Source organism: Vitiosangium sp. GDMCC 1.1324 (assembly GCF_003044305.1).
In the GTDB taxonomy this organism is placed as follows: Bacteria; Myxococcota; Myxococcia; order Myxococcales; family Myxococcaceae; genus Archangium.
The window spans coordinates 278,781-295,135 of record NZ_PZOX01000005.1 but is presented as its reverse complement, the minus strand read 5'-3'; the positions used below and the strand labels follow the sequence as shown (position 1 = coordinate 295,135).

Below are 16,355 nucleotides of genomic sequence, written 5' to 3'. Positions count from 1 at the left end.
ACGTTGAAATGGCAACCGGGCGGGCGAAGTCGGCATCCTTGACCCCCCCGGGTGCCACCTCTACGATTCCGGCGGGTTTTCTCCCGTCATTACTGAGAGTTGCGGGGAACGATGCGTTTCGTCTGCGATAGCTGCCGCGCGCAGTACATGATCAGCGACGACAAGGTTGGCGCGAAGGGCGTCAAGGTTCGTTGCAAGAAGTGCGGCTACAACATCGTGGTCCGCCCCGCCGGCTCCGCGCCGGCGAAGGAGGAGGGGACGAGTGGTGAGGCCGCTGGCGGTGCGGCCGCGTCCCAAGATCAATCGGACAACACCGGCTTCGGTCTGCCCGCGTCGCTGGGGACGCCTCCCGAGGGGGGCATCTTCAGCGGTGTCGAGGAGGACGAGCTCGGCGCTGTGTTCGACCAGGTGCTCAACTCCGGGTCGCACAGGATTCCCGCGGGCGAGGCGGCCGGTAGCGGCCCGGCGCAGCTGGATGCAGCGGCCGTGTCGGACGCTGGCGAGACGGTGCGCAAGCTCGCGGAGGCCGAGGCGGGGAGCGCCAAGCCCGCGGCCGCGCACGAGTGGTTCGTCGCCATCGACGAGAAGCAGGTGGGCCCGCTGTCGCTCGAGAAGGTGAAGGACTACTGGGAGCGGGGCGAGGTCGGTCCGGACAGCCTGTGCTGGCGTGCGGGCTTCAGCGACTGGATTCCGCTCTCGGAGGCTTCGGAGCTGGCGTCGGTGCTGGCGCCGCGCCCGACCCGGCCGGTCATCGTGGAGCCCGCACCGGTGGCGTCGCCCGCGCCGGTGGCATCCGGGCCGGTGGAGTCCGCCTTCAGCGCGGGTGGCCTGTCGAAGTCGGCGAAGGCCGAGACGCCAGCACCCGTGGCACCGTCCGCGCAGGATTCGGGCTGGAAGCCCTCGGCTGCGAGCGTGCTCGCGTCGCTGGTGAAGGAGGAGAACGAGGCGCTGTCGAAGTCGGCGCCCAAGGCCTCGCCGGTGGAGGAGCGGGCGAAGCCCGCGGCGTCGGGGTTGCTCGACGTACCTCCGCCGGAGCCTGCGCCCGTGGCGGCCCCGAGCCCCCTGCGGGCAGAGCCCTCCGCTCCCGCGCCGTACATGCAGCCTGCTCCGGCGCCGGCCTACGCGCAGCCGCCCCCGCAGGCGTATGCGCAGCCGATGGCCCAGCCGTATCCGCCTCCCCAGCACTACGCGCCGCCTCAGGGTTACCCCGGCTATGCGCATGCGGCGCCTGCTCCGAAGCAGGGCGGCAAGATGGGGATGATCATCGGCGTGGCGGCGGGCGTGGTGCTGCTGGTCGGTGGAGTGGGGATCTTTTTCGCGACCCGGTCTTCCGATCATGGAGGGCCCGTAACGCCGCCCGCGGCGACGCAGCAGCAGATGGCTCAGGCACCGACGACAGCCCCGGCGAAGCCGGCGGAGCTGCCGCCCATGCCGCCACCTCCGGCGGGTGCGGCGCAGAATCCCCAGGGCACGCCACCGGCGGGGACCTCGGCCCAGCAGGCCACTGCACCGACGACGGCTCCTGCGACCGCTCCGGCCGTTGCGGCCGCGGGGACCCCTGGGACTGCGCCAGCGGCGAATCCGACGACGCCTCCGCCCGCCGAGACGGTGAAGCCCGCCGAGCCTCCGAAGACGGAGCCGCAGCAGATCGCTCGCGCCGAGGTGCCGGATCGCAATGGAACCAAGCGGACCTCCGCGGCGAGCCGTCCTCCGCCGACGCGTAATACCCCGAGCAACGACGAAGAAGAGGTGGTCGCGCGCCCGAGCAAGACGCAGCCCAAGAGCAGCGGGAACGCGGATGACGAGTTCGACGAGCTCTTCGGGACGAAGAAGTCGAGTCCCAAGAACGACAATGCATCGGCGAACGGCCGTACGGCCTACATTCCGCCGGAGCCTGGCGGTGGTGGAGCGACGCTCGAGCGGCTCGGCCAGTCGGACATCATGCAGGTGGTGGTGGCGAACAAGCCGGCGATCGTCAAGTGCGTGAACGAGCAGAAGAAGAAGGATCCGGGATTGAGCGGCAAGCTGGTGATGCGCTGGACGATCCAGACGAACGGCAAGACGAAGAACGTGTCGTGCCAGACGGCGGAGTACCGCTCGACCTACATGGCGAGCTGCATCTCTGGGCTCATCAAGGGCTGGAACTTCCCGAAGCACAAGGTGCAGGGCGACTCCATCGATTTCCCGTTCACCTTCTAAAAGTTCGGGAAGCGGACAGTTACATTTGAGTCAACCGACTCGTACGACTGTCCGCTTCACGCCTGCTGAATTTCCCCTGAGGCCATACGTCGGAGGAAGTGTCGACATTCGTTGACACTTCTGGAGCGCCGGGACTAAAGCCGCGCGCTGCAGGACGGAAGGGGAGCCTGACTGAGTGGCCGGAGGCCCACCCCGAGCGACGTACCCATTGAGGAGGAAGTCGAGAATGCAGATTCGGAAGATGACGTTGATGCTGACCGCGCTGAGCGCGGTGGGTCTGGCGCTGATGGGCTGTGGCGGCAATGGTCGTGAGAGCCTGACGTGTTCGACGACCGCGGACTGCCTCGATAATGAGATCTGCCATCCTGGCGCGAAGGTGTGCGTGCAGACCTGTGCCAGTGGCAATGCTTCGGATTGCCCCGCCTCGGCGAAGGTTTGCGAGGCGCTGAGCAGCACGGACACCACGAAGATCTGCAAGTGCAGCACGTCGGAGTTCTGCAAGCAGGACGAGCGGTTGTCTGATGCTTCGGGTCTGGAGTGCTCGAGCGCTTACAAGGTGTGTGCGCCGACCGGGACCGCTCCGGCCACGTGCACGAAGGACGCGGATTGCGCCTCGGGCCAGACCTGCCAGGCGGGCGTGTGCAAGGCGCCGACCACGGGCGCCACCTGCTCTGGCGAGGGTCAGACCACCTGCGCCTATGGCGAATTCTGCAGCAGCAGCAAGTGTGCGGCAGTGCCTGCTCCCACGTGCGAGAACTACCAGAACTTCACCGCACGCAATGAATTGGGGACGACTGGCCCCATCACCTTCAAAGCCGTGACCACAAGTGCCGCGACCGATAGCTTCTGCGGTTCTGGTTCTGCGACGCCCAAGCGCGTCAAGGTGACTATTTCTGCGTATTCTGGCAGCCCCTTCCCGCAGACGAAGGACGAACTGAATGGCATGTTCTGGGTTCAGGTGGATGGTACCAAGAAGTCTGCCCCTGCAATCATTAGCAGCTCGCCAGGCAATTACACGGTGACTGGTACGAACCGTGAGCGCGCGGACATCACCCTGAGCTTCTGCGTTGCGGACACCAGCAAGACGCTCTCGACGGCGTTCTACTTCGCCAACGGCAATTTCTTCTGCTATCAAGCCAACTATTAACGCTTTGATCTCGTATCGGTCTTGATTCAGCAGCAACAGTTGTTGCCTTCCAGGCCCTGCTTGGCACTTCGCTGAGCGGGGCCCTTGCATTTGAGAGTTCCATACTGAGTCGTGCCCGCTCTAGGCGTATTCGGCTCGAAATCCGGTGGGAAAAGCGCTGAATTTCTCCCGAGGTGGGGCGTCCTCTAGAGTGTGCGTACGGCGATGCCGACGTTCTCACAAGGAGAGTCCATGTTGCCTTCGAAGATGATGAAGACCCTCACTCTTGGAGTGGTGCTTGCTGCGCCGATGGCTTTTGCCGAGGGGCAGGCGACCAAGAGCGCGGCGACCTACAAACTGAACTGCCCTGCAGGTACCAAGCAATTCGGCAACGCGGATGATGGACTCTTCTGTCGTAAGGCCGAGGCTACGGACGGCATGCACACCCCTCATGGCCCGTATATGTCGTACTATCCCAACGGCCAGAAGCGTTCCGAGGGGCAGTACGTCGATGGTTTTCGTTCCGGCCAGTGGACCTTCTACAACGAGGCTGGTCAGGTGACCGGCCGTACTGAATTCCAGCGTGAGAACTACCATGGCAAGCGTGTTCTCTACTTCGCGAACGGCAAGCCGCGCATCGTGGAGGAGTACGCGAATGGCAAGCGCAACGGACTCGTGCAGGAGTTCTCCGAGGACGGGAAACTCATCCGCCAAGCCCAGTACCGCGACGACCAGCAGGTCGCCGCGAAGTAGTCGAACTGCCTCGCAGTGACACCCAGAGGGCCCTCCCCGAGCGGGAGAGGGCCCTTCGCTTTGGTGCGCCCGGCATGGGCATCGACAGGGAGGTGGAAGTCCTCCCGAGAGCAGGCCACCGCGAACGAAGGGAACCGCAGAGCGCCGGCCCGCGAGGCCGACGTGAAGGAAGCGGGGAACGAAGCGGCGGGGCGACGAACAGGAACCGGCTGTGAGGCGGCACCGAGCGGGGCGAGCGGGCAAAGAGCCGCGAAGCCTCGGTGGCCAAGGCGAGGTGACGTAAAGCCGGCGCTCGCGTGGTGAAGGTCGATGTTCTTACCCGGGGAGAGCTCGCCTCGCGCCTGAAAGGGCGACGCCGAGAGGCGGAGCGAGCAGTCAGCAGAGGCCGTAGTAGCGGGGAGCGGACCGGCAGGGATGGCGCGGAAGCCTCACCGGAGCTGGAGAGACGACGAGCCGCGAAGGGCCAAATGGTAGGGAGGGAGTCACGAACGTGAATCTCGGAAGTGCCAGGCGCCAGAAGTCCCTGCAAAGGGAGCTCCCGCTGGAGCATAGGGATGAAGCCCCGAAGGGCCAGCGGAGCGGTGAAGCACTGACGGCGGAGAGCGGAAACGGACACCCGGGAGACGACCACCTGATGCAACGGGTGGTCGAGCGCGGCAACGTCAAGGCGGCGCTGAAGCGAGTGAGGCAGAACAAGGGCAGCCCCGGCATCGACGGGATGCACGTGGAAGAGCTGGGCCCCTGGCTGGTGGACAACTGGGAGGCTGTCCGGGCTCAACTGCTGGACGGCAGCTACCAGCCCCAACCAGTACGGGAGCAGGAGATACCCAAGAGCGGAGGAGGAGTCCGCAAGCTGGGGATTCCGACGGTGCTCGACCGGCTCATCCAGCAGAGCATCCTGCAAGTGCTGCAACCGATGTTCGACCCCACCTTCTCGGAGCACAGCCATGGCTTCCGGCCTGGACGCAGCGCACACGACGCGGTGTGCGAGGCGCAGCGTTACATCCAGGAAGGACGCAGGTGGGTGGTGGACGTGGACCTGGAGAAATTCTTCGACCGTGTCAACCACGATGTGCTGATTGGAAGGTTGGAGAAGAGAATCGGGGACAAGCGGATGCTGAGGCTGATTCGCCGCTACCTGGAGGCCGGAGTCATGGCCAACGGGGTGGTGATGGAGCGGTACGAGGGGACACCGCAAGGAGGTCCCCTCTCGCCGCTGTTGGCGAACGTGCTCCTCGACGAGGTGGACAAGGTGCTGGAGAAGCGCGGGTTGTGCTTCGTGCGCTACGCCGACGACTGCAACGTGTACGTGAAGTCCAGGCGTGCGGCGGAGGATGCCATGCAGACGCTCAGGCGGCTGTACGCGGAGCTCCGGCTGCGAGTCAACGAGACGAAGAGCGCGGTGGCGCGACCGTGGGGCCGGCGGTTTCTGGGTTACAGCTTCTGGATAGCCAAGGGACGGCAGGTGAAACGGCGCGTGTCGCCCAAGGCCCTTGAGACAATGAAGGACCGGGTGTGGGAGCTGACCTCCCGTGTCCGGGGGGCGCAGCCTGAAAGCAGTGGCCGAGGAACTACGTGGGTACCTGCTGGGCTGGAAGCAATACTTCCACCTGGCGGACACCCCCGGTGTCTTTCGGAGACTAGACGAGTGGCTACGTCATCGCCTGCGAGCCCTCCAGCTCAAGCAGTGGAAGCGGGGGAAGACGGTGTACCGCGAGCTGTGTGCCCGAGGAATGCCCGAGCATATGGCCCTCAAGGTCGCCGCCAACGCCCGCCGCTGGTGGAAGAACGCGGGCATGTACCTCCATGTCGCCCTGCCCACGAGCTACTTCGACCGGCTGGGAGTCCCGAGACTTTCCAGCTAACCTCAACCTACTGAACCGCCGGATGCGGACCCGCATGTCCGGTGGTGTGGCAGGGGAGTAGCGAGGCGACCTTGCTACCCCCTATGCCGATTCCGGAGGCCCTTCCCTCCGTGGGCGGGCTCGGCTAGAAGCCCAGATGTGAAGTTCGTGCCCACTATCCCACAGTTGCCCGATATCCCTGTTTGCACCATGGCGGACATGGGCCTCCGCGAGCTTGAGCGCATCCGGCTTATCCTTCGGGGGAGTTCGGTCATCGACTGGCGGCGGATGCACTTCCAGACTCGGGATGAGGTCGACCGATTCCTGCGGCTCTGCCAAATCGACACTACTCGTCCTGAAGATGCAGTCTGGGCCCGCTTGGTGCTCGCGGATGCCGTCGAGTACTTGCGGCAGACTTACAACTACCGGGTAGCGGATGCTGTAGCGGACCCAGCTGAGATCCACGATCTCTTCCTCTATGCCTCCGGCGTAAAGGGGCTCCCGAGGCACCGTCGTATCGCCTGTATCGTGCTCAAGGTGATGCATGTCATTCAGCACATCGAGGGGCGGGATCTGCTCCACCGTTTGGCGGTCTCCGAAGCGGAGCTGTCCGAGTTGGTGATGGCCAAGGTGTTGGGGGTGGCCCAGTTGCTTCGGGATAAGGGGCTGCCTGTCGTCGAGTTCGCCCATTCCATCAAATCACGCGAGTCTCTCATCACGAAGCTGCTGGCCAAGAGAGAAACGGTCGCGGCTCAAATTTACGACCGGACGCGATTTCGTATCGTTACCCAGAATCAAGCGGACATCCTCCCAGTTCTCTATTTCCTGACGCAGCACCTCTTCCCCTTCAACTTCGTTGTCCCTGGTCAGACCGAGAACACACTCGTTTCTTTCAAGGCCGTGCTTGAGGAGAATCCCCACCTCCAGCAGTACGCGCAGCACCTCCACCTGGACCTCGATTACGAGGATAGAGAGGAGCGTACGCGCAATCTGTTCTCCGGAGGCTCCTACCGGGCATTGAACTTCATCGTAGATGTGCCTCTGCGGATGGATGCGTACCTGCCGCCGCCGGAGCAGGACACACGCGAGCGCAAGAACCGTACGATCTTTACTCTCGTGGAGTTCCAGATCATCGACGAAGAAACCGCTCGCCAGAACGAGGAAGGGGAGAACGCTCACAAACTCTATAAGCGTCGTCAGAAGCGGCGTGTTCTGCGCCGCCTCTCCCGAGGACTCGTGGTGCCAAAGCGGCAAGGCTGAAGTTTCTTCCTGCCGCTTTGAAGATTGCATTTACTGCGGGACGCTGTGGCCCTTGGCGCTGTTGCAAGGGGCGACAGGATTAATTGTTGTACCGGCGGACATAGGCATAGTCTCCAGCGACGTCATCAACAGCATCGCGGCTCTCGTACCAAGCGACCACGGGCCGTTCAAATGAGTCAATTGCAAGGACAGGACGGTTGCTGTTCTTCTGGCCCTGGTTGATGCCATCGCGAATTGCTAGACTCCTCCATGACTTACTGTCCCAATAGCTGGTGAAAAGGTGCTCGTACCCCGTCTCTGCCATTCCATCGAACTCTTTCCAAGTAACGAAGAGCTTGCCGGAGGGGGTGGCTTGGATTCGTGGTTGCCCAGCAGTCGTAATAGCGCCATATGCGCTCAGGGGATTTCCAACCCGCTCCCACGACTGTGGTCCAATGGAACGGAAGACTTGTATGTCCCGAGGTCCATCGGTGTAGGTCTCTTCTGTCCACGCTACATACAAGTTGTTCTGGGCATCAATGGCCAGTGAGCAATCACGGGCCCACGAGTCCCCCCCGGGAGAGGCGCTGAGGCCGCCAGAGACGTAGCCATTGGTGTCGTCGCCGTAGAATGGTGGAACCGCATACTCCCAATAGCCGTCCGGCTTGAGGTGCATCACATAGATGTTGGTGGGGGAATACTGCTCCAGAGTCTGCTCTTGGAAGGCCACGATGGGTTGGCCGTTGCTGTCCAGTACGAGCGAGGGCTTGGATGCGCTGGTCAGCTTGTATACGGCGTTAACTAAACCTCCACCCGTGCCTGCTTCGGTGAACGCGCCACCACCGACTGACTTTCGTACGTAGATGGACGAGAATTGGTCGATATTGGTTTCATCCCATGCGACGTAGATTTCATTTCCGCGCACTGTGAGTGTGGGGTTGCGAGCTGGTGTCGGAACTGGGCTGGAGCGAGTGTCGTTCTCTGCGGACAGGGCTCCTGTGCCCACGGACTGCCAGGACGTTCCAGTCCAACGTTTCACGTAGATGTTCTCATTGAAGCCGTCTGATTCCTGCCATGCAACGATGGGATTCCCGCCGCCGTCGAGGGCCAGCGCTGGTTTGGAAGCGGAGCCGCTCGGAGTTCCGTTCAGGGCGCTACCGATAGGCGTAAAGGCATTGCCGTCCCAGCGATAGACGAAGATGGACGCCCTGCCTCCGGTCGTGACTTCCTCACTCCAGGCGACCACGGGATTGTTCTGGCTGTCGAGGACCATCGCGGTATCCTTCAGTTGGGTGTTGCCACCCACCGCATTCAGTGGCCCGCCGAAGGCGTACCAGTGTGGCAGCTCGAAGCTCCACTGTGTGCTTGGGACGACGAGCGCGTTACCGGCCGGATCGGTGATACCGCTACTCAGGCCAATCGAGAAGGTTGCCGGCAGCGGAGGCTTTACCTTTGGGGCGATCGTCAGCGTCTTCCCGTCACTCGAAAGCGAGAGTGTCTTCTCCGCGAGAACTCCAGAGACAGCGAAACTCACAGTGGTGTCGCTGACCGTCGCCGCCTTTACGGGCTTCGAGAAGACCACTTGGATGGGCGTGCTGTAGGCCACGTTGGTTGAGCCGGGCGCGGGCGAACGCGAAGCGACCTGCAGATTGGTACGGTCGACGATCACGGTCACGGGTTCGCTGGAGACAGTCCGGCCAGACCTGGTGGCGCGAGCCATGAGCGTGTAACTGCCCTCGGGCTCCATTTCTGTGTTCCATGTGTACGTGTAGGGCGAGGAGATCGTTGCGAGTTCCACGGACCCCTTGAAGAGCTGTACCGTCTCGGGTGTTCCTCCTCGCACACCGACAGAGATGGAAACCGAGCTGCTGGTGTAGATCGTGCCCGTGGGGGAGGTGATCTCGACAGACAGCTCACTCGGTTGTGTACCCGAGTCAGGGGTGTCCGTCGAACCGGCGTCCGATTGCGTAGTGGGGGGGTTGTTGGGTTCGATGTTCGGCACGTCAATGCATGCGGAAATCAGCCCAATGAGGACCAGGGGGATGTAGCGTTTGAATGTTTGCATGCCGCTCCGCAGTGCAGGCTCCGTTCCAGGCGCCTGTGGCTGAGTCTCGGGATCTTGCGTGTGTAAGTTCCCGAAACAACTCGCGGAGAATGCCTCAGTCCAGCGCGAACCGGGGAGTTACGTGGGGCGTCCTCGTCTTGTTCCCAGGATGCACCGTCTACCTCGCCGGACTTCTCCCGGAAACACCAGCGCCGCTCCAGGAGGCCCTCCTTGGGGCTTCCCGAGCGGCGCGTGTGTGACGCTCCTCTTTGGAGCGGTGGCTGGCTACTTCTTCTTCCGGTTCTTCTTCTTGTTTTCCTTCTCGCGCTTGCGGCGCTCCTTGATGGCGTCCTTGTTCTCGGACTTGCCACCCGCAGCCGAGGGCGGGGCGTAGCCCATCATTCGCGCCTTCGCCATCGCTGCCTGTCCCATCGGCGGAGTGTAGCCCGGGGCAATCTGCGGCAGCTGCATCGGCATGCCCCCCATCCCCATCCCCGCCATGGCCTTCTCCATCATCTTCGGGTCCTTCCCGAAGACGCTCGACAGGTCCATGTTCTTCAGCTGCGCCAGCTGGCCCATCTGCCGGAATCCCGGGATGCGACCCAGCAGCCCCGGGTTCTGACCGATCGTCCCCATCACCTGCTGCATCATCCCGAACTTCTGCAGCAGCTCCCGCACCTCCTCCGTCTTGCGGCCGCTTCCCTTCGCGATGCGCTTCACCCGGCTGTCGTTGATCAGGTGCGGCCGCAGTCGCTCCTGCTCCGTCATCGAGTCGTACATCGACTCGATCTTCGTCAGCTCCTTCTCGTCCGGATTGAGCTGCTCGGTCATCTCCCCGAAGAGCGGGAACTTCTCCAGCAGATCCTTCAGCGGCCCCATCCTCCGCACCATGCGGATCTGCTCGACGAAGTCCTTCATCGAGAAGTTGCCCGATAGGAGCTTCTGCGCGTCCTCCGCGGCCTTCTTCTCGTCGACGACTCCCTCGAAGTCCTTCATCAGCCCGACGATGTCGCCGAAGCCCAGAATCCGGCTGGCCAGGCCGTCCGGACGGAACTCCTCGAGCTTGTCCATCGACTCGCCCATGCCCAGGAACTTGATGGGCTTGCCCGTCACCTCCTTGATGGACAACGCCGCGCCACCACGTGCGTCACCATCCAGCTTCGTGAGGATGAAGCCGTCCAGGCTCAGGCGCCGGTCGAACTCGGCCGCCGTGCGCACCGCGTCCTGGCCAATCATCGCATCGCACACCAGCAGGATGTTGTCCGGCCGGACGTTGCCCTTGATGGCCTCCAGCTCGGTCATCAGCGCTTCGTCGATGGCCAGGCGGCCCGCCGTGTCGATGAGCACCACGTCGCACTTCTGCTCGCGCGCCGCGGCGTACCCACGCTTCGCCAGCTCCGGCGGCGGCACGTTGGGCTCGAAGTACACCGGCACCTTCAACCGCTCGCCCAGCACCTTCAACTGGTCCACGGCCGCCGGACGGTAGATGTCCGCCGCTACCAGCAGCGGCTTGCGGCCCTCCTTGAGCAGCTTGCTGGCGAGCTTGCCCGTGGTCGTCGTCTTACCCGAGCCCTGCAGGCCCACCATCATGATGCCGCTGACCTGGTCCTTGGGCTTGAGCTGGAGGCTCGTGTCCACCGGACCCATCAGGGCCTCAAGCTCGTCGTGGCAGATCTTCACGAAGTGGTCGCCCGCCGAGACGCGATGCTTGCGGCCAGCCTTGTCCGTGATGGTTGTTTGTACGACCTCGCCGACGGCCTTCTCGCGCACTCGCGCGACGAACTTCTTCACGACATCGAAGGCAACGTCGGCCTCGAGCAGGGAGACGCGGATGTCGCGGAGCGACTCGTCCACCATCTCAGGGGTGATTTCACTCTTGCCCGCAAGGCGGTTCTTGGCGGCGCGGAAGCCCTTGGCGACGGTTTCAAGCATGGCGGTCGCTATATAACAGCAGCGGCCTCAGCGGGATGCCCATGTGCGTTGCAGTCGTCCCGCAGTTGAGGGAAGGTGTCCACGCCTCGGCACGAGTGGCGAAACTGGCAGACGCAGCGGACTTAAAATCCGCTGGCCCGAAGGGGCCGTCCGGGTTCGATCCCCGGCTCGTGCACCCCGCTCCCCTGGCGGGCGGTCAGGTGGGTTTCCAACAGTGGAGCCTCCTCCCTCGGGAGCATCTCCGGGCCGGGTGCTGTTCCATGAAAGCGTGCTTGCGTCGGCGGAGGAAGTCGGCTACTTACCCACCCGCTGTCGCTGCCTGCGCGATTAGCTCAGCTGGATAGAGCGTTGGCCTCCGGAGCCAAAGGCCACAGGTTCGAATCCTGTATCGCGCGCTGAGGTAAGGGCCTGGAATCCTTGGGGCAATTCCCCGATGGTTCCAGGCCCTTCGTTTTTTCCGGCCGGGCCTTGCAGCACGGATGCAGCAAACGGTTCGGAGGCGGGAGCGTGCAGCACGGATGCTGCAGAAGTCGCCTCCGCGCCGGCCGCAGCCTGCCCACCTGAATCGTCCTGCCGCTGGGCAGGCCGCAGGCCGAAGGAGAGGGTGTCCACTTCCGTTCGGAGGTAGTCCGGGGTGAGGTGGCCGTAGACCTCCACCGTGATGCGCGGGTCCCGGTGCCGGAGGATCTTCTGCACGCTGGCCAGCGGGACGCCTGCCTGGAGGAGGAGGGTGGCGGTCGTATGGCGCAGGTCGTGGAAGCGGATGGGTCGCACCTGGGGCTTTGGCCAGAGGCTCATGCCGCAGGAGGGGCACTTCCTGGCGCCGTCGTCCGCAGCCACTTCGGCATGGCCGCAGCCTTTCCGGCGGCAGACGTGGCGCCAGCCGGTTACGACTCCCGCCCGCCCCAGGGCCCGTCGGAGCACGCTCTCCAAGGCCACGTCCCGCCGCATCATGGTGCCGTCCTCGGATGGGAAGACCAGCTCGGACGGGGAGCGGCGGATGGCTTCCTCCAAGAAGGGGAGCAGCTCCGCCGAAATGGGTAGCACGTCTGTGTGCCCACCCTTCGTGGTGTCGCGCTCCCACGATCGCTGGACCGTGAGCAGGCGGGCACGGACGTCCACGTCCATCTTCCGCAGGGCGAGCAACTCTCCTTTGCGCAGGCCCGTGTAGAGCGCCGTGGCGAATAGGGGCCGCCAGCGGTCAGCGAGGGCCTCGAAGAGCCGTGGCACTTCCTCCAAGCGGAGGTAATCGCCAGGGCGCCGTGGCACCTTGCGCTTCGCGACGGTGGCGACCGGGTTGGGCCCAGTGTAGCGGCCGACCTTGCGCGCCTCATTGAATGCCCGGCTGATGTAGCCGCGCAGGTGGTTCACCGTCTGCGGGGACAGCTCGCGGCTCTTTTCCTGAAGGAACAGCTCAATGCGGCTCGCTGAAAGAGCCGTCAGCGGGACGGCGGCGAGACTGGAGCCGAGCAGGTGGCGCTCGATGTGGCTGACGTTGCTACGGTGCGACGGGGACTCCGCCGAGTAGGTATCGAGCCACCAGCGCAGCAACTCGCCAAGCGAACCGCCTCCATCCTCGGGCGGACGCTCCTCGAGGCCGAGCCGCTGGCGCTCGGCCTTACGTTCCAAATCGTCCGCAATCCGCCGCGCTTCCGTCTTGGTGCGCGCCTGCGTCACCTTGTCGCGCCAGCGCCCGGTGTGGTCCTTGTAGCGCATGTACCACTTGCCGGCTTTTTCATAGACACTTGCCATGGGTCTTCCTCACTCCAAAACAACGGGCGGAACGCCGGCAATGCCCTGCGGGCATCACCGAGCGTCCCGCCAGCAGCAACACTCGTAACGAGTCAGGAGATCCCTGTCCAGTTGCGAATGGCGTTTGGATCGAATCGCAGAAGGCCACCAACTTTGAGGCTCGGGAGTTCGCCCGAGGCAGCGCGTTGGTAGACCCACGACGTGCTCACCTGGAGATAGGTTGAAACGTCCTTCACTGTCCAGAGGCGGTCCAGATCCATCTGTGACGGCTTTCCCTCGGGAGGATGTCTCCCTCCCGGAGGCGGTGTTGCGCAATTGTTCGAGTCGGACATCTTGAATTCTCCACGGTACTACCCCTCTCTTGGTAGTGGTTATGTGTTCTACTGTGTGCGAACTGCCCTTGTTGGTGACCGGGCCTTATCGTGCTGATTGCCGAATGCCGAGACGCGATTGAGCAGCCTCCCGCGATTCGTGGGACGCAGAGTGCTCTGCGTGCAACCCGCAGCTCGATTCGGTCTCTCTCTCAGTTCGGCATTCTGATGACGGCGGCTCCTCCGCTCTGTCCCCCAGCGTGGATGATGGATCCCGATGCACCTGGTTCCTCGGTAGCAATCGACACATCCACAGGAACTGGGCGACGGGCGAGAGCGCGGGCAATAAGCGCCGCCTCGGTTCATGCGGGCGACCACGCTGCCGCGCTCTAGATTCTCGGTGCGTCGGAGCGCCGCGGCGGATTGTCTTTCGCGACGAGCGAGTTCCCGAGTTCTGCCCGTTCCACCGCGAGCTGCAGCGCGAGTGCAAGGCATCATCGCCTCGTGCCGCTTCGATACCCAAGTGGGGGGCGGCTACACCCGGCGAATGGCGTCGCGTTGCGGTCCGCCTCAGGACCCTTTCCATCGAGCAGTGCAAGACCGAGGAGCAGGCAGACAAGAACGGGTGGGGCCTCGTGCCGCACTGCCATCTTGCAGGCATGAGCATGTTACAACATGCTAAAGAACGTAGGCGCCACGCGTTCGCCGAGCCTTCCTGGAGCGGCTGGTATCGAGTGGAGAGGCCCTGGACGTGCCCGTCCATGGGTTGAACTTGCGTGCATGTGGGCGACTGCATGCAAATCTATTTAGTCCTTTCCTTGTCTCCGCTCAAAGGACGAACAGGGGAATGCCTGCCTGTCTTTGGGGTAGACGGGTAGCTGACTCTTGCTCGCTGTGGTTGGCGATTTCACCCCGCGACGGTGCGAACGCTCGTGGCCTCGTTTCCGGCGGAAGGCAGGTGCGCGCCGTTGGTTTCGGGCCGTGCACGGTGCGGTCTCGACAGAAGCTCGACGGGACACCGCGCATTGTGGAGTTTGCGTGGGCGCGGAACAGCTACTGCATGCGGTTGTGGAGGATGGCTTGCCCTTTGGTGGCCGCCGGCCCTCTTGTCCAGGCGGGACAGAGCCTCCGCCTTCATGCTCTCGCGGCGTTTGACCCCGCATCCGCACAGCCGTATAAGCCTTGCATTCCACCTCGCCCAGGAACCAACGAAAGGCATGTAATGGCTAATAGAATCTGTGTCGCCAACAACAAGGGCGGCGTTGCCAAATCAACCACCTCCATCAATCTGGCCGCGGGCCTCGCGCAGCGGGGCCGGAAGGTCCTGCTGCTGGATATGGACCCCTCCGCTGGCGCGTCCATCTTCTTTGGGCTTGCTGTGGCCGTGCGCGAGGAGAGGGAGCAAATCTACAGCACTACGGATCTGCTCCTGGGGAAACCCTTCGCGCCCCAGCGTAAGCATCTTCTAGCTGGCCTGGACCTCCTACCCGCCACCAAGAGGCTGGCCTACCTCGCTGATGACTTGTCCAAGAAGGACTTGAGCGCAGCAGATGGCGGAGTGCGGCTCCTCGCGGAGTCCCTGGCGCGCGTCGAGATGGAGTACGACTACGTCATCATCGACACACAGCCCACCCTGAACCGGCTCCTCATCATGGCGCTACTGGCTGCCCCCAACATCATCGCGCCCGTCCAGGCCGACATTGGGAATGTTCCGATGACCATGGATTTTCATGACAGCATCCGGGGTCTTCAGCGCCTCACACAGCCGGAGCTGCGGCTGCTGGGAGTGCTTCCAACCTTCTTCAACTCGCGGGCGAAGACACCACATGAGACGGTGGGCCTGCTGGGAAAGTTGTTCGGGGAGGAAGCTGTCTTCGCCACCCGGGTGTCCCGGCGACAGTCCATTGCGGACGCCCATGGGTACGGCAAACCTATCATCGTGGCGGCGCCATCGGATCCGGGCGCCAGGGAGTACAGCAGCTTTACCGAGGAGGTAATTCGTCGTGTCGAGGGCTGAATCACGGAGTGGTAGTGGTGGCAATATTCGGGAGCTCATTGGACAGAAGACGGCGGCCGCTCCGCTGCCGGGCGGGGTCGAGGTCCTCGCCAATGCCATTCTACGGGTTCCGGTGGAATTGATTGATCCAAGCCCGGAGCAGCCGCGCCGGGCGATTCGCACGGATGCGCCGTCGTTCATCCGGCTCCGGGACAACATCAAGGCGAATGGGTTGCTCCAGGCGGTCGGCTTGCGACGCAACCCAGATAACCCGGAGCGTTTCTTTCTTCGGTGGGGAGGACGCCGCCTTGAGGTGTTCAAGGTGCTTGCCCGGGAAGACGCGCGCTTCCGCACGATCCCTGGCACGCTGGAGGAGGGAGACGAGCGGAGCGTCAAGCAGCGCATCTATGACGGGTTGGCCGAGAACAACCGCGAGAATCTCGATGCGTTGGAGGAGGGAGAGAAGTACCTGGAGTTGATTGAACTCTATGGCGAGAGCAAGGCCGATATTGTTCGGAGCACCGGCGAGAGTGAGGACCACATTGAGCGGTGCCTCACCCTGGCACGGGCCCCGGACGTGGTGAAGCGGGCTTTCACCGAGGGAGTGCGAGTCCCCAAACTCGATGCCGAAAACAACCCTGTAATGCGCGAGGAGGAGGAGATTCAGGAGGATGGAAGCAAGAGGAAGGTCAGCAAGCCTGTCCTTGTCACCAAGAGCATGACGGACACGTTCGCTGCGCTGGAGTTGGTGAAGCTGCACAAGTTTCTCCAGCGGCAGAAGCCCAGGGCGGCGGACAAGGTTTTCCGCCAGCACTTTGAGAGGGTAGTTGCGGAAGGAATGACCTTCCGCGAGGTCAAGGAACTTGTGCGGCGGATTCGTGCGGGGGGTGAGAAGAAGCAGAGGATGGAGGTGGAGGGGGTGAAGGCACGAACCCCGGAGAGCCCTGTTCAGAGACTCCTTCGGGGCTCAGCCTATCACAACGACGAGGAGCAGCTTGTCGTCGACAAGACGAAGATCACAAAGCTCTCTCCGGAGGAGAGGCGGACTCTGCTCGAGGCGCTTCGGGGCCTGACAGAGGTGCTCAATGTGGGCACGGCATGAGTGAAAGCGGGCCTCGGTAAACTGCGAGGTCTGATGCGGGAGCGGTGCGGTCTGTTA

10 protein-coding genes, 2 tRNA genes and 2 pseudogenes are annotated in these 16,355 nt (G+C 63.4%); 10 read left to right on the top strand and 4 right to left on the bottom strand.

The window, feature by feature from the left end; all coding sequences use genetic code 11:
* Window positions 1-111: 111 nt before the first annotated feature.
* The 6 genes and pseudogenes from gltJ (at window position 112) to DAT35_RS17185 (ending at window position 7,182) form a co-directional block, all read left to right on the top strand.
* Window positions 112-2,199, top strand: a complete 2,088-nt coding sequence (gene gltJ / locus DAT35_RS17210; RefSeq protein WP_108068119.1) for an adventurous gliding motility protein GltJ — start codon at window positions 112-114, stop codon at window positions 2,197-2,199.
* 226 nt (window positions 2,200-2,425) lie between these two features.
* Window positions 2,426-3,346: a hypothetical protein gene (locus DAT35_RS58990; protein WP_158501748.1), complete on the top strand. Its 921-nt coding sequence runs from the start codon at window positions 2,426-2,428 to the stop codon at window positions 3,344-3,346.
* 231 nt (window positions 3,347-3,577) lie between these two features.
* Window positions 3,578-4,078 carry a toxin-antitoxin system YwqK family antitoxin gene (locus DAT35_RS17195; RefSeq protein ID WP_108068116.1) on the top strand — a complete coding sequence of 167 codons (501 nt, stop codon included), beginning with the start codon at window positions 3,578-3,580 and terminating at the stop codon, window positions 4,076-4,078.
* A 634-nt stretch (window positions 4,079-4,712) separates the two neighbouring features.
* A pseudogene (gene ltrA, locus DAT35_RS62090) lies at window positions 4,713-5,615 on the top strand (group II intron reverse transcriptase/maturase); the annotation flags it as partial.
* Window positions 5,611-5,943 (top strand): group II intron maturase-specific domain-containing protein, encoded by a 333-nt coding sequence (locus DAT35_RS62380; RefSeq protein ID WP_369945857.1) that lies wholly within the window; start codon window positions 5,611-5,613, stop codon window positions 5,941-5,943. The pseudogene ltrA and the gene DAT35_RS62380, both read left to right, overlap by 5 nt.
* A 189-nt stretch (window positions 5,944-6,132) precedes the next feature.
* Window positions 6,133-7,182: a TIGR04552 family protein gene (locus tag DAT35_RS17185; RefSeq protein WP_108068430.1), complete on the top strand. Its 1,050-nt coding sequence runs from the start codon at window positions 6,133-6,135 to the stop codon at window positions 7,180-7,182.
* A gap of 79 nt (window positions 7,183-7,261) precedes the next feature.
* On the opposite strand, the gene DAT35_RS17180 is transcribed toward DAT35_RS17185, so the two are convergent.
* Together DAT35_RS17180 and ffh are read right to left on the bottom strand one after the other, a co-directional pair.
* Window positions 7,262-9,226, bottom strand: a complete 1,965-nt coding sequence (locus tag DAT35_RS17180) for an Ig-like domain-containing protein (protein WP_108068115.1) — start codon at window positions 9,224-9,226, stop codon at window positions 7,262-7,264.
* Window positions 9,227-9,490: 264 nt separating this feature from the next.
* The gene (gene ffh, locus DAT35_RS17175; protein ID WP_108068114.1) at window positions 9,491-11,137 is read right to left on the bottom strand and encodes a signal recognition particle protein; all 1,647 of its coding nucleotides are present in this window, start codon (window positions 11,135-11,137) and stop codon (window positions 9,491-9,493) included.
* An 89-nt stretch (window positions 11,138-11,226) separates the two neighbouring features.
* Between ffh and DAT35_RS17170 the strand changes: the two genes are divergently transcribed.
* Window positions 11,227-11,312, top strand: a tRNA-Leu gene (locus DAT35_RS17170).
* A gap of 146 nt (window positions 11,313-11,458) precedes the next feature.
* Window positions 11,459-11,532: transfer RNA gene (locus DAT35_RS17165), tRNA-Arg, on the top strand.
* A 250-nt stretch (window positions 11,533-11,782) separates the two neighbouring features.
* Here DAT35_RS17165 and DAT35_RS62375 read toward each other — a convergent pair.
* Both DAT35_RS62375 and DAT35_RS17155 read right to left on the bottom strand, forming a co-directional pair.
* Window positions 11,783-12,853: pseudogene (locus DAT35_RS62375) on the bottom strand (tyrosine-type recombinase/integrase); the annotation flags it as partial.
* Window positions 12,854-12,981: 128 nt separating this feature from the next.
* Window positions 12,982-13,149, bottom strand: coding sequence for a helix-turn-helix domain-containing protein (locus tag DAT35_RS17155; RefSeq protein ID WP_108068113.1), 168 nt, complete (start codon window positions 13,147-13,149; stop codon window positions 12,982-12,984).
* Window positions 13,150-14,422: 1,273 nt separating this feature from the next.
* Here DAT35_RS17155 and DAT35_RS17150 point away from each other — a divergent pair.
* Window positions 14,423-15,217, top strand: a complete 795-nt coding sequence (locus DAT35_RS17150; protein WP_158501747.1) for a ParA family protein — start codon at window positions 14,423-14,425, stop codon at window positions 15,215-15,217.
* Window positions 15,204-16,298, top strand: coding sequence for a ParB N-terminal domain-containing protein (locus DAT35_RS17145; protein WP_108068111.1), 1,095 nt, complete (start codon window positions 15,204-15,206; stop codon window positions 16,296-16,298). The genes DAT35_RS17150 and DAT35_RS17145 overlap by 14 nt, the downstream gene beginning before the upstream one ends.
* The last annotated feature ends 57 nt before the right edge of the window (window positions 16,299-16,355 follow it).